The organism is Streptomyces canus, assembly GCF_001514145.1.
GTDB lineage: Bacteria > Actinomycetota > Actinomycetes > Streptomycetales > Streptomycetaceae > Streptomyces > Streptomyces canus.
The window spans coordinates 1-12,860 of the sequence record NZ_KQ948656.1 but is presented as its reverse complement, the minus strand read 5'-3'; the positions used below and the strand labels follow the sequence as shown (position 1 = coordinate 12,860).

13 protein-coding genes and 3 pseudogenes are annotated in these 12,860 nt (G+C 68.7%); 7 read left to right on the top strand and 9 right to left on the bottom strand.

Translation table 11 applies throughout. The features are described from left to right. Window positions 1-321: 321 nt before the first annotated feature. The 3 genes from AQJ46_RS00065 to AQJ46_RS00055 all read right to left on the bottom strand — a co-directional run bounded on the left by AQJ46_RS00065 (window position 322) and on the right by AQJ46_RS00055 (window position 3,170). Window positions 322-1,479 carry an L-dopachrome tautomerase-related protein gene (locus tag AQJ46_RS00065; protein WP_059203585.1) on the bottom strand — a complete coding sequence of 386 codons (1,158 nt, stop codon included), beginning with the start codon at window positions 1,477-1,479 and terminating at the stop codon, window positions 322-324. 299 nt (window positions 1,480-1,778) lie between these two features. Continuing rightward, the gene (locus tag AQJ46_RS00060; RefSeq protein WP_059203584.1) at window positions 1,779-2,291 is read right to left on the bottom strand and encodes a nuclear transport factor 2 family protein; all 513 of its coding nucleotides are present in this window, start codon (window positions 2,289-2,291) and stop codon (window positions 1,779-1,781) included. 66 nt (window positions 2,292-2,357) lie between these two features. After that, window positions 2,358-3,170: an oxidoreductase gene (locus AQJ46_RS00055; protein WP_107117168.1), complete on the bottom strand. Its 813-nt coding sequence runs from the start codon at window positions 3,168-3,170 to the stop codon at window positions 2,358-2,360. A gap of 180 nt (window positions 3,171-3,350) precedes the next feature. On the opposite strand from AQJ46_RS00055, the gene AQJ46_RS53910 reads away from it, so the two are divergent. Further along, window positions 3,351-3,569 (top strand): TetR family transcriptional regulator, encoded by a 219-nt coding sequence (locus AQJ46_RS53910; protein ID WP_059203582.1) that lies wholly within the window; start codon window positions 3,351-3,353, stop codon window positions 3,567-3,569. 396 nt (window positions 3,570-3,965) lie between these two features. On the opposite strand, the pseudogene AQJ46_RS56860 reads toward AQJ46_RS53910, so the two are convergent. Continuing rightward, window positions 3,966-4,303: pseudogene (locus AQJ46_RS56860) on the bottom strand (TetR/AcrR family transcriptional regulator); the annotation flags it as partial. A gap of 57 nt (window positions 4,304-4,360) precedes the next feature. Then, a complete protein-coding gene (locus AQJ46_RS00045) occupies window positions 4,361-5,002 on the bottom strand; it encodes a TetR/AcrR family transcriptional regulator (RefSeq protein ID WP_059203581.1) in 642 nt (213 codons plus the stop codon). 152 nt (window positions 5,003-5,154) lie between these two features. Here AQJ46_RS00045 and AQJ46_RS00040 point away from each other — a divergent pair, with 152 nt between their 5' ends. The 6 genes and pseudogenes from AQJ46_RS00040 to AQJ46_RS59410 all read left to right on the top strand — a co-directional run. Then, on the top strand, window positions 5,155-6,066 hold the full coding sequence (locus AQJ46_RS00040; protein ID WP_208616845.1) for an SDR family oxidoreductase: 912 nt from the start codon (window positions 5,155-5,157) through the stop codon (window positions 6,064-6,066). 4 nt (window positions 6,067-6,070) lie between these two features. Further along, window positions 6,071-7,219, top strand: coding sequence for an MBL fold metallo-hydrolase (locus AQJ46_RS00035; RefSeq protein ID WP_059203580.1), 1,149 nt, complete (start codon window positions 6,071-6,073; stop codon window positions 7,217-7,219). Beyond that, a complete protein-coding gene (locus tag AQJ46_RS00030; RefSeq protein ID WP_059203579.1) occupies window positions 7,216-8,145 on the top strand; it encodes an alpha/beta fold hydrolase in 930 nt (309 codons plus the stop codon). Before AQJ46_RS00035 ends, AQJ46_RS00030 begins: the two co-directional genes overlap by 4 nt. A 79-nt stretch (window positions 8,146-8,224) precedes the next feature. After that, window positions 8,225-9,136: a metal-dependent hydrolase gene (locus AQJ46_RS00025; protein WP_059203578.1), complete on the top strand. Its 912-nt coding sequence runs from the start codon at window positions 8,225-8,227 to the stop codon at window positions 9,134-9,136. A 23-nt stretch (window positions 9,137-9,159) separates the two neighbouring features. Continuing rightward, window positions 9,160-10,263 carry a PDR/VanB family oxidoreductase gene (locus tag AQJ46_RS00020; protein WP_059203577.1) on the top strand — a complete coding sequence of 368 codons (1,104 nt, stop codon included), beginning with the start codon at window positions 9,160-9,162 and terminating at the stop codon, window positions 10,261-10,263. A 178-nt stretch (window positions 10,264-10,441) separates the two neighbouring features. Next, a pseudogene (locus AQJ46_RS59410) lies at window positions 10,442-10,633 on the top strand (IS256 family transposase); the annotation flags it as partial. Here the strand turns inward: AQJ46_RS59410 and AQJ46_RS59405 are convergent. The 4 genes and pseudogenes from AQJ46_RS59405 to AQJ46_RS00005 form a co-directional block, all read right to left on the bottom strand. Next, a pseudogene (locus AQJ46_RS59405) lies at window positions 10,626-10,947 on the bottom strand (transposase); the annotation flags it as partial. The pseudogenes AQJ46_RS59410 and AQJ46_RS59405 overlap by 8 nt on opposite strands. Before the next feature lie 164 nt (window positions 10,948-11,111). Beyond that, the gene (locus tag AQJ46_RS00015) at window positions 11,112-11,480 is read right to left on the bottom strand and encodes a DUF1330 domain-containing protein (protein ID WP_059203576.1); all 369 of its coding nucleotides are present in this window, start codon (window positions 11,478-11,480) and stop codon (window positions 11,112-11,114) included. 699 nt (window positions 11,481-12,179) lie between these two features. Continuing rightward, window positions 12,180-12,602, bottom strand: a complete 423-nt coding sequence (locus AQJ46_RS00010) for a hypothetical protein (protein ID WP_059203575.1) — start codon at window positions 12,600-12,602, stop codon at window positions 12,180-12,182. Next, window positions 12,599-12,838 (bottom strand): ankyrin repeat domain-containing protein, encoded by a 240-nt coding sequence (locus AQJ46_RS00005; protein WP_225887185.1) that lies wholly within the window; start codon window positions 12,836-12,838, stop codon window positions 12,599-12,601. The genes AQJ46_RS00010 and AQJ46_RS00005 overlap by 4 nt, the downstream gene beginning before the upstream one ends. Window positions 12,839-12,860 lie beyond the last annotated feature (22 nt).

Genomic DNA, 12,860 nt, shown 5'->3' with positions numbered 1-12,860 from the left:
TGAAACCGGCCGGTTTCAGACCCATCAGTAAACCGACCGGTTTACGGATTCCAAGTCGAGGCGCTGGCCCGTCTCCCAGCAGCGCCGCGAAGCCGCGTGCCGACGCCACTCCTGGTCATCGAGTCGCTTCGAACCGTGAGGGGAGCGGCTCACTTCAGGTCGCGCAAGCCCTGCAGCGCACTACACCGGCAAGCCCTGCCTCGACTGGGTCCGCGCCCGGGGCAGCGCCCGGGGCAGCGCCCGGGGCGGGGTCGACCGCTGCACTGCTGGGGTGCGCACCGGGACGGCGACCAGGCGGCCGCCCGACGCGGGCCGGCGAGGTCACACGAGCCTGACCGGGCCGGCGTCGATCGGCAGGCGGACCAGGAGATAGGGCTTGCGGCGCAGGTCCTGGCCCTCGTGGAAGGGCGCCAGCCGGTCGAGCTGGTTGGCGGTGGCGTACAGGTGCCGGTCCGAGGCGATGGACAGGGTGTCGATCCAGTTCAGGTCGGTGCCCTGGGCGAGGGTGCGGTAGGTGCCGTTCGGGCTTCTGCGCCAGATGGCGTTGTGTTCCAGGTCGCCGCCGTAGAGCCGTCCCTTGTCGTCGCTCTCCAGGCCGTCGGCCATCGGCTTGAACCCGTGGTCCTCGACCGTCGCTGCCACCTCGGTGTCCGTGGCGTCGGGGTCGGCGAGGGCGTCGGTGGAGACGCTGTGCAGTCGGCGGCTGGAGAGCGGGCAGTAGTAGAGGCGCGTGCCGTCGGCGCTGAGAGCGATGCCGTCGGAGCCGGTCTCGTAAGAGGTGGGCTCGCCGCCTGCGGGGCGGACCATGAAGGGCTGGCCATCGATGACCGGAACGAAGTCCGGGTCCGGGAGTGCCGAGGGGTGCCCGGTCAGTCGCCGCCAGGAGCGGCCCGTGGCGAGGTCGACCACGATGATGCCGTTCGAGCCGCCCGAGTCGGTGATGAAGGCCATGCCCTCGGCGCCGCGCCGCAGGTCGAAGCGCGCGTCGTTGGGGTAGCTGTTCGACGGCGCCACCTCGGGCGGGAGGAGGATCTTCTGTACGATGCGGTCGGTGCGCAGGTCGACCGCCACGAGCTTGGGACCGCCGTAGGAGGATCCGGCGAACAGCGGGCTTCCGGTGTCGAGAATCCACAGCCGGTCGGCCCCGTCGACGACGACGCTCTGCACCGACTGGAGGTGCCCGGCCAGGTCGGAGGCGTCCTGGCGGTTCACCTCGGCGTCGGGGTAGGCCACCGGTTTCCCGCCGCGCAGTTCGGCGACGGTGAAGGGGACGTCGTCGCCCCAGCGGGGGAAGTTGACGAAGATGCGGCCTCGGCGCGAGACGGTGACACCCGTCGGCATCGCACCCCAGAAGCGGGCAACTACCTCGTAGCGACCGGCTGTTGAACCGGAGGGGGAGGCGGAGGCGTAGGCGGGTCCGGCGAGTTGGGTGGCGGCCAGCGACGCGGTGGTCGCCGTAAGGAACGTACGTCGCTTCATGGGAGCGTCTCCTACTGGGTCAAGTTGCTGGAAGGCGCGGCGAGTTGCCGCATCACTTCGGTGCGGGGGGGGGATTGGCCGGACGTTCCCGTGGCCGGTGAGGGACGGTGCCTCCAGCAGCCGCTCTCGGGAGTCGGCTTCGCCGGTGGGGTCAGGGCGCGCCGGAGCCCACCTGGACGGCAGATACCTCGTGCGTTCCTGCGACCTGAAGCTGTCTGCCGGGGACATCGCCTGCGGCTGCCGCCAACTCCTGGAAGGGGAACGGGGCCAAACGGCCGGTGGACCTGGTGCTCTCAGGTCTACCGGGCTGTCGGGCGGGTCTTCGCGACCATGCTGCGGTCCCCCGAGGAGACCATCGCGTGTATCGGTATGGTGCTGACGCTCATGAGCGTCGCAAGGCCCCGGCGGCCCTGTTGGCGGGCGAGCTCCGGCCCCATGAGGTGCATCAGGGCGGTGAGGGCCGGCATCGGACGCCCGAAGAGCGTGATCTCCGTGATGCGTGCTTGGTCGTCGAGCCGCAGCATCTGCACCTCCTCGAACGACTGGGACCCCACCCGCGCCCGGTAGACCAGGGCGTACGCGTCGCCCTCGCCGGTCTGGGTGTGGTAGCGGACGTCCTTGACCACCGCGAACGCCACGGTCAGGAAGTCACGCAGCTGGTCAGATCCCTCGAAGCGGAACTGGTCGGTGAGCGGCGAGCTGAGCACGACGTCCGGGCTCAGACACGCGACCGCGGCGTCGACGTCACCGTGTTCCTCGGCGGAGCGCCAGCTCGCCACGGTGGCGGCGGCGGAGTGCAGCGTCTCGGACATGGGTCTCTCCCGGTATCAACGGCACGAACGGGTTTGTGGGTGGCGGGATGCGCGGGTGGTGGGGTGTCAGCCGGCCAGCTTGTTCATCGTGCGGATCTGCTTGTCCAGGACCCAGGCGGGAACGAAGCGGAGTAGGCGTGCGCGTCCGGCCGTGGGGCCGGCGGCGTAGCGCAGTTTCGGCTTCTTGCCGGTGGCGGCCGTGACGATCGCCTTGGCGACCACGGCGGGGTCGTCACCGCTCTTGATCGCCTCCGCCATCAGGCGGTCGAAGATGTGCCGCTGGTCGGCGTAGGTCTGCAGGGGGGTGTCGGGCTTGGCGCTGTTGGCCTCGAACCCGGTGTTGGTGTAGGCGGGTTCGACCAGGAGCGAGCGGACGCCGTACTGCCGGACCTCGTGGTCCAGGGACTGGGAGTAGCCCTCGATGGCGTGCTTGGACGCGCCGTAGACCGCCATGTAGGGAGCGGGGATGAAGCCCTGCACGGACGAGAGGTTGATGATGCGTCCGCGCCCCCGGGCGCGCATGTGCGGAAGGACCTCCTTCACCATGCGCATGACCCCGAAGACGTTGATGTCGAAGACGCCCTGGGCCTGCGCGAGGGAGGTCTCCTCGGCCGCGCCGATCGAGCCGATGCCGGCGTTGTTGACCAGGACGTCGATCCGCCCGAACCGGTCGATCACCTGCTGGACCACCGCGGTGACCGACTTGTCACTGACCACGTCGAGGTCGAAGAGCGTCACCCCGCCCAGCGGGGCGACCCGCGAGGTGTCACGGCCCGTGCCGGCCACCTCGAAACCCGCCGCGACCAGCGCGAGCGCGGTTTCCTTCCCGATGCCGGAGGAGGCGCCCGTCACCAGGGCAACCGGCCGATTTGTCGTCATCATGCACTCCCGAAGCCATCTGGGAAACCGGCCGGTTTCCCCTTGGCCCTCACTGTAAAGTGATCGGTTTACATTGCGCAAGCTCAAGCACGGAACTGATCCCGGGCCGCGCCGCCGGCCGGCTTCAGGTGGAGCTGACCGGCGCCCGCCGGCATGGCGGCACGCACCGGATGAGCAGGCATGAGAGATGTGGGAGCGCCATCGCGCTGCGATCGCGAGTTCGCGCTCAAGGGCCGCTACGGCACCTCTGCCGAGGCGATTGCCAAGCGGGTCGGTGTCACGCAGCCGTACCTCTTCCGACTCCTCCCGGGCGAGAAGGCGATCGTCGCCGCCGCCTTGACGCGGAGCACGGAAGACGCCTGCTCAGCGTTCGAGAGCGTGGGCAAAAGGCAAGGATGAGGGGCACGAGCGGGCCTCCCGCGCCACGGGCAGCCCAATGGCGATCGGTTACGCGGCCGATCTCGGCACACCCCGAAGCGCTCCATATGCAGATGCAGGGGTACGCCGTCGTGACAGCCGCCAACGCACGGGGCAATGACCAGATCGGCGAGCGTCCGGGCCAGCCGGATGAGGTTCCCGGGCACCATGACCAAGCCCTGCCGCTGGGCACCAATGCCGACAAGACCACAGCCTCCCCCGCGCCCGGCTGCTCATCAATTCCCTTACGATCATCGGGCTTTGCCCCGAGTACCGGGGAGCCAGGGCATCAAGCGGCTCGGGCCGTGCCGGTTACCTGAGACGGGCATCAGCTCGGAGAACACATCAGTCACCGAACCTGCCCGGAAAGGCGATGCGTCAGCGCATGCCTGCCCCATCTAGCAGGGCGGCCACAGTGGGCGCGATGAGCCCGGTCAGGTGCAGTCGGCGCCGATCCCCGCGCGGGCACTGGCGCCATCAAGACCAGGATCAGCAGTCGGGCCAGCAGCTCGGGATCACTCACCCCGCCCCGTTCGGCCTCGGCACGGAAAGGCCGTCAGCCCTCCCTTGATCCTGTATGCCACCTGGCTCGTAGGGTGACTCTGATCCTTCAGCTAGATCTGCACAGCCAGGTACCGGCAGTCGCGGAATTCGGGCGCACACGCCTGCAGTTCCACGGGCTCGAATATGTGCAGGATCCGCTTGCGGGGTGAACGGGGGCGTGGGCTGCCGTCCGGTGCGGAAAGCTCCTGAAGGAATCCGGGCCTGCGTGATCAGGGCTGATCGCTGACGGCTCGGTAGGCCGCTGTGTACAGGGTGTGGCACAGGTCGATCAGTTCTTCGACGGTGGCGTTCTGGTGACCGAGCGTCCAGTCCACGAGGAGTTCGTTGACTCCGCCGACCAGACTCATCGCGGTCATGGTGAGCCGGCTGGAGGAGGCTTCCAGGCCGGTGAGCGGTCCGACGACGGCGGCGACCATGGCGGCGAATTCGTGCAGGACCTCACGGCGACGCACTTCGAGGCGAGGGCTGGCGCCGACGACCTCGATGAGCACCAGGCGGGCCGTGCGGGCGTCGCCGGCCAGTGCGCGGATGAACACCTCGAGGCCGGCGCGCAACTGGGCGTCGACATCGGGGGCCGCAGCGGCTGCGGCCTGCGCGGTTTCGGCGCTGATCGTAGCGACCAGCTCGTTGTAGACCCCGGCGAGAAGGTCTTCGCGGTCGCGGAACGACTCGTAGAAGTAGCGCTCGGTCAGTCCGGCATGCGAGCACACCTGCTTGACGGAGACCGACGCGTATCCGGCCGTGCCGAACAGGTCGAGGCCCGCCTGGATGAGTCGGGTGCGGCGCTCCTGCTGTCGTTGCGCCGCTTCACGTCCGCCGTAGCGGCGCCCGGCGGTGTGTGTGCCGGTCATTTCTCCCCTTCGCAGAGGTGTTGACACCGGTGTGCTCCGAACTGACACTCTAGCTTGTCAGTTCATCTGACACGTCAACGTGTCAGAAGCGTGTGGGGGCCGCTTGCCGCTCAGCGGTCCGCTCGTGCTCAGGGCAAGGAAGGGGCTCGACCGTGGCAGCACCGCCCAAACACCCGTACGTGTTCAGCCGAAGAGACCGCCAGGGGCTCTCCCGCACACAACCGCTGACCGGCCGAGTGATCGCGGTCACCGGGGCGGGCCGCGGGATCGGGCGTGCCGTCGCAGCCCGGCTCGCTGCGGCCGGAGCCGCCGTGGCGATCGGCGATCTCGACGCGGAGCTTGCCAGGGAGACGGCCGGCGCCATCGGCGCGCGTCCCGGTGGCCGACTGCTCGGGCTGTCTCTCGACGTCACCGACACACCTTCCTTCGATGACTTCCTGCGCACTGTCGAGACCGAGCTGGGGCCGATCGACGTACTGATCAACAACGCCGGAATCATGTGGGTGGGCCCCTTCGAGGAGGAACCGGAGGAAGCCGCCCTGCGCCAGTTCGACGTCAACGTCCACGGCGTACTCCGTGGGATGAAACTCGTGACCCCGGGGATGCGGAAACGCGGGCGCGGCCACGTGGTGAACATCGCCTCCGCCGCCAGCAAGGTCGCCCCGGCAGGCGAGGCGACCTACGCGGCGACGAAGCACGCCCTCCACGGCTACAGCACAGCCGTCCGCGCCGAACTGCGCGGCACCGGAGTGCACGTGTCCCTGGTGATGCCCGGCGTCGTGGACACCGAGCTGGCCGTGGGCACCGCGGCTGGCCGCACCCCACGCCTGACGACAGATCAGGTGGCCGACGCCGTGCTCGATGTCGTGCTGCGCCCGCGGTTCGAGGTCTTCGTTCCACGCCAGATAGCGGCCCTGACCCGGCTGGCCGCGCTGCTGCCGGGCCGTGCCCGCGACGCCCTGCATCACCTCCTTGTCCCCGACCAGCTCGCCGCCCTGTCCGACCGGTCGGTCCGCGCGGCCTACGAGCAGCGCACCCGGACCGCCCGCCTGCCCGAAGGATGAGCCCGTGACCACCACGCCCACGCCGGCGCCCAGCGCAAAGAAGGCGCAGGACAAGGCCCCGGACGCCGCCGCTCCGCGTCCCATCCCCGAATTCGAAGGCGTCCACAACGTATGGCCCCGCGGTGACCGGCTGCGCGCCGTGCGCAGCGCCGCTGCCACCTACCGTGAGCGGTTCATCCAGCAGGGCCGCATCCACGCCGTCCGCAGTTTCGACATCGCCGCCGCCCCGTACCCGACCCGGTTCGGCTTCCACGGCGCCGCGCTCGCCGTCAACCCGTTCGTGAGCATCATCAACCGGATGCTCGTCGTGCAGTTCGACGGCTTCGACGGTCAGCCGAAAACACTCGTGTGGGAGCCGACCGTCGCCGCCGGAACGGCTCAAGCGCCGTTCTACGCCCAGCTCAAGCGGCTGGCGGGGGACTTTCTCACCGAGCACGTTTTCGCCCGCTTCTACCAGGACCCGAACACCGTCCTGCCCTCCTGCGGTCTGCGACCCGAGGACGTGGACTTCGTCAGCTTCGACCACCTGCACGTCCAGGACGTGCGCATGATCATGGGAAGTACCAGGACGATTCCGGGCGAACGGGCGCCCCGCGATGCGCTGTTCCCGCGCGCCAGGCTGCTGGTGCACCGCAGGGAGCTGGGCACCTTCGAATCGGTGCATCCGATGCAGTGGGCCTGGTACGTCGACGGAGGCATGGACGGGGTACCGGACGAGCGCGTCACCGCTTTCGACGGCGATGTCGAACTCGGTGTCGGCGTCAGCCTGTTGTGGACCCCCGGCCATACGGACGGCAACCACTCCCTGGTGCTGAACACCCCCGACGGGGTGTGGGTCTCCTCCGAGAACGGCATCTCGGCCGACAACTGGCAGCCCGACCTCTCCCGCATCCCCGGCGTGCGCCGCCACGCCGCGTTCTACGGCCATGAGGTGGTCCCTAACGCCAACACCCTGGAGGACTCCCTCGACCAGTACGACTCCATGGTCAAGGAGAAGACCCTCGCCGACCCCAGCCGGCGCGATCCACGCTGGCTGCAGATCCTGCCCTCATCGGAACTGGCCCCCTTCAAGCGGCACTGGCCGGTGCAGCCCAGCTTCTTCCACGGCGGTCTGAACTACGGCGAACTGACCCCTGCCGGTGGTGGCCGATGACCGGCCCGACCGCCCGCCGGATCGCCGCGGACGGCGTGGAGTTGGCCGCCTACCAATGGGGAGCGTCCACGGCTCCTGCGGTGGTGCTGGTCCACGGCTATCCGGACACCAGCGCCGTGTGGCACCCCGTCGCCGAGCGCCTGGCCGACCGCTTCCACGTCACCGCCTTCGACGTGCGGGGAGCCGGTGCCTCCGACCGGCCCAGGGGTCTGCGCGCCTACCGGATGTCCCGCCTGGAAGCCGACCTGGAGGCGGTTCTCGACGCGGTGAGCCCCGACCGCCCGGTGCACCTGGTCGGACACGACTGGGGATCGATCCACTCCTGGGAGTCGGTCACCGGCACCCGCCTGGCCGGGCGGATCGCCTCGTTCACCTCCATCTCCGGACCCTGCATGGACCACGTCGGCCACCTGATCCGTGCCCGCCTTCGACCGCGGCATCCGGACCTGCCGAAGATGCTGCGGCAGGCCGCACGGTCCTGGTACATCGCCTACTTCCATCTTCCGCTCCTGCCCGCCCTGACCTGGAGAGCACTGGGACACCGCTGGCGCGCCTTCCTCACCGGCTCCCAAGGCATGCCCGGCCACACCGCCTACCCCGCGCCGACGCTGGCCCGCGACGCTGTATCCGGCACCGCGCTGTACCGCGCCAACATGCTGCCCCGCCTGCTACGTCCCCGGAACCGGCGAACCACCGTCCCGGTTCAACTCATCATCCCCACCCGCGACTTCTGCGTCACCCCGGTGCTGTCGTACGGAGTGGAGCACTGGACGCGCCAGATACAGCGGCGCCCGATCGACGCCGGGCACTGGGTACAGCTCAGCCACCCCGAGGAGATCGCGTCACGGATCGCGGAATTCGCCAACCGCATCGAGGACGGCCCCCGCCGCACTCACACTCCGGACCACACCGCGTACCCGATCTGACAGCCCAACAGACCACCAGTACTGGACGTCTGCCTGACCGCCCCTTCGCACACACCGACCGCTGACGGAGGAACCTGTCATGTTCCGAGCCGCACATGCCCACCCGGAGCGTCCGTCCGAGCCCATCGACCACCACGATCTGGTGCTGCAACCCCGGGACGTCACCTTCGACTGGGGCACCACCCCGCTGCACTGGCTACCGGGTGAGCCCTTCGCGACCCACACCTTCGATGTGCTCCACCTGATGCTCCCTGAACTCGAACGCTGGTTCGTGCGCACCTTCGAGCAGGCACTGCCATTGATCACCGATGACCGGCTGCGCGAGGACGTACGCGGTTTCATCGGCCAGGAGGCGATGCACGCCGAGGCGCACCAGGAGGTGCTGGAGCACCTGCTCGCCAAGGGGCTGGACCCGGCTCCGTACACCCTGCAGTCCGAGTGGATCTTCCGAAGGGTGCTCGGAGACCGCCCGGAGCTGACACCAGCCGCCACCCACGCGCACCTCCTCCAACGACTCGCCCTCATAGCGGCCTTCGAGCACTTCACCGCGTACATGGGTCACTGGATTCTCAGCAACGGGCACCTGGACCAGGCCGGCGCGGACCCCGCGATGCTCGATCTGTTCCGCTGGCACGGCGCGGAAGAGGTCGAACACCGCTCGGTCGCGTTCGACCTGCTGGTGCACCTCGATCCCCGCTACCGGCGCCGAGTGGTCGGCATGCTCGTCACCGCTCCGGTGCTGACCCGCCTGTGGATCCGCGGAGTCCGCTTCCTGATGAGCGCCGACCCCGAACTCGACGATCGGGTCAAGGTCCGCTTCCGCGACTACCTGACCGCGGCCCACAAGGACCTGTTGCCCCCGCCGGGCTCGTTCGCCCGCTCGGTCCTGCGCTACTTCCGCCCCGGCTACCACCCGACGCAAGAGGGCTCGACCCAGCTGGCGGTCGCCTACCTGGCAACGTCCCCCGCTGCCCGAGCGGCTGCCCAGTGACCCGGCAACCAGCAAGGCATCCCATGAACACCATCACACCCGTCACCCGGCCACCGGACCTGTACGGCAGGCCGCGCAGCGACTCCTTCATGCAGAAGCTGGCGGCTTTCAGCGACCACGCGGTCACGCGCCTCGCGCGGCGCAGCGCTCCTCCCCGACGTCCGCCGGCCACCGAGATGCCCGTGATCCGGGAACTGGTGGTCGCCACCAAGCACCAAGAGGCCGAGGACGTCGTCTCCCTGCGGCTGGCAGCACCCGACGGGGCAAAACTCCCGCCCTGGCAGCCCGGCGCCCACATCGAACTGCACCTGCCCTCCGGCCGCAAGCGGCAGTACTCCCTGTGCGGCGACCCCGCCGACCGGTACCGGTACCGCGTCGCGGTGCGCCGCATCGCCGACGGCAAAGGCGGTTCGGCCGAGGTGCACGATGCCCTCGGAGTCGGTATGCGGGTCGCCGTCACCGGGCGGCCCCGGAACGCCTTCCCCTTCGCCGCCGAAGCATCTGTCCTGCTCGTCGCGGGCGGCATCGGAATCACCCCGATCCTGCCGATGGCGCGGGAAGCCGCCCGACGCGGCCTGGACTGGAGGCTCGTGCACACTGGCCGCAGCCGCGGCTCGATGCCCTTCGCGGCAGAACTGGCCGAACTCGCAGCCGCCTGCCCTGACCGGGTCTCCATCCATCCTGACGACGAGTCCGGCGTGCCCGAAGCAGCCGATCTGCTGAGCCTGATCCCGGCGGCGGGTGCGGTGTACTGCTGCGGGCCCGCTCCCATGATCGACGGCGTTCGGCGCGCGTTCGGTGACAGTCGCGCGTCAGCCCTGCACTTCGAGCGCTTCGCCCCGCCCCCGATCACGGACGGCCGTCCCTTCGAACTCCAACTGGGCGACACCGGACGGGTTCTGCCGGTGCCGTACGACCGCTCCGCCCTGGATGTTCTCCACGAAGCCCTGCCGGACCTGCCGTTCTCCTGCCGCCAGGGGTTCTGCGGCACCTGCCGGGTACGGGTGGCCCAGGGCCACGTCGATCACCGTGACCGCCGGCTCACCGCCACCGAACGAGCGGCCGGCGCCATGCTGCCATGTGTCTCACGTGCACCGGAAGGAGAGCGGTTGGTGCTGGAGGTGTGAGCGATGGCCGAGCGCCCGTCGAGAAAGTCTTGCGTGACGCCCTCCGGCCCTCCGTCAGAGGGGTCTGCACAGCGGTGTAACTCTTGAGCTGGAAGCGGCAGTTGATGACTGACGTGACGAGTGACACCGAGGGGCCCGGGAAGGCTGCTGTGAGGGGGGCGAGCGCCGTGGATGACGGTTGGTCGCCGAGTTGGTTGCGCGGGCTCAGGCCGGTGGCGTGAAGCTCACCGGGGAGGGCGGCCTCCTGCAACAGCTGACCAAGCGGGTGCTGGAATCTGCGCTGGAGGGCGAGCTTGCTGATCATCTGGGGCACGAGCCCGGTGAGCGGGCCGCGGGTGTCCGGGGAAACTACCGCAACAGGCACCGGGCCGGGCCCAGCCGATGTCGTCAAGGTATAAGTACCCCGTCGTCGCCGAGCTTCTCGGCGATGTGTGTCTGCGGGTCGTCGCGGATGTCGTCGGCACTCCAGGTGGCTCCGTTGAGCAGCCGCTGCAGGCCATCGAGGGGGCGGTGGCCAGCGTATTCGGCCAGTTGTCAGCCGTTCTTGCGGCCGACCGGGCCGAGCAGGGCACGGACGTAGTCCCGCATACGGCTTCGCAGGTCCGCGCGGCCGAAGCCGTGGCCGATGCGGAGGAAGAGGTCTTCGAGTTCACGGTCCCAGGTCGTGTCCGCAAGGTCGTCGATCACGTTGGAGACTGCCCGGATCGCACCGCGGCCAGTTCTGGTATCGACTCCTTGGAGGGGCGGTCCGCCAAGACCGTCCCTGACACGCCATCAGCCAACTACACTCCGGGCAATGCCTCTCGGCCAGGCCAGAAAGCGAAACGCTCTCCGTAGCAATGCGGGTTTTAAGGCTTGAGCACCGCCAGTACATCGTCGACCGAAACGTTGGCGGGGTCACTCATATCGAGACCATCAAACGTCTGCCAGGCATAGGACGCCGTCCCGTTCTCCCGCAGCGGATGGAAGTCGGCCAAGTCCGGAGCGTCCCGGAACCTGTTGAACGCCTCTTCGGACTCCCATTCGACGACAAACAGGACCTGCCGTGGCGCGAGGTCACCGGCTACGTTGTCTCGGAAACGACCAAACGCTACCATTCGGCCACCATATTGCGGAGCTACTTCAGGCAAACGGCGGAAGTACGCGAGGTACTTCTCCAAGTCGGACACGTCAAACATATTCAGGGCGTAGAACTTCTTCTGCGAGTTCGCACTCATTACAAATACCCTCTCCGGTATCAGGAAACTGGCGTTCGCTGCTCTAGGCGGGCGCGGGGCACCGACAGCAGGACGCATGCATTGATGATGATGTTGACGTCGGTCGCGACTTGCGCCATCTCGGAGACCGACTTTGAAGAACGCACTTCCAGCGCTCGGGTGAAGAATGAGGTCGCGGGAATCTGAGTACACCTCCGGTGCCGTTGGGTACACCTTTTTGGCCCCGCGCGGCGCCCAGCCTCGTCGACCAACGCCACACCGAGGCCAGACTGCTGCGCTCGGCAAACTGGCGCAGACACCACCAGGCAACAGCCCGCCCCAGCCACTGTCGAAGACGATCCGCCGAGAAACCTGTCGAATAGATGGGGTTCGAGACTCACCCGCCTCCGCGGCGAGAAACCGATCGGTCTCCCTCATCGTAAACCGATCGGTTTTCGCGCGCAAGTCCGAGCGACGGAGAGCCGTTCGGTGCGCCCCGATGTCCGCGCGGCCTGGCTGTTCGTGGTTGGTTTGCGGTTGGACAGTCCGGCGACTCCCGGCCGTGCTGCCGCCTCCCCGCCCTGGCTACCTGTCGCAGGGCGCGCCGCGTCTGAACGACCCCAAGGCCGCACCCGCACCTCAGAGTGCGGAACGTGGGCTCTTGTCCGTTTCGTGGTTGAGGTTGGGGAAGGCCCGCTGGTCGCGGGTGGGGGATGGCCGTCAGGCTTCGGGGCGGGCGAACAGGCCGGGTTCGGGTTCGATGAGGATGTCCCGGCTGACCAGGCGTTTCAGTTTGGAGCGGATGCCTTCGGTGTTCTTCGGAAGGATCGACAGGTCGAGGGGCTGGCAGAGGTCGCGGGCGCGCATCGGTCGGCCCGCGTCGGTCAGGGCGGTGAGGATCTGCTGGTAGGCGGGGTGGTCCGGGACGTCGGGGCGGTCCGGTCCGGTGGCGGGTGAGGGCAGCGGGAGGGCGAGGAGGGTCTTGCGGGTGATGCGCAGGTTCTCGCTCTCCGCGTCGAGTTCGCCGAGCTGCCGGCTGGGGCCTTCGATGCGGACCCGGAACTGCCCGGCTTGGTCGGCCAGTTCGCGCTCGCGGGTTTCGATGTGTTCCAGGATGGCTTTGACCTGTGGGTTCTCGCTCATGCGGTCCTCCAGGAAGCGAGGGTGGCTCTGGTGAGGCGGCGGCCCGCCGCCAGGAGGAGACGCAGGACCGCCGGATCACCCCGATAGCTGAAGACCGCCCGCCATAAGGCGGTGTTGCCCTGGCCATCCGGGACATCCACGGACACGCCCGCCGCCAGCAGCTCCTCCACGATCACCGGTTCCTGGGCCTGAGCGGCGAAGTGCAAGGGAGTCCACCCGGCGCCATCCGCGCTCAACGACAAACGACATCACGACTCA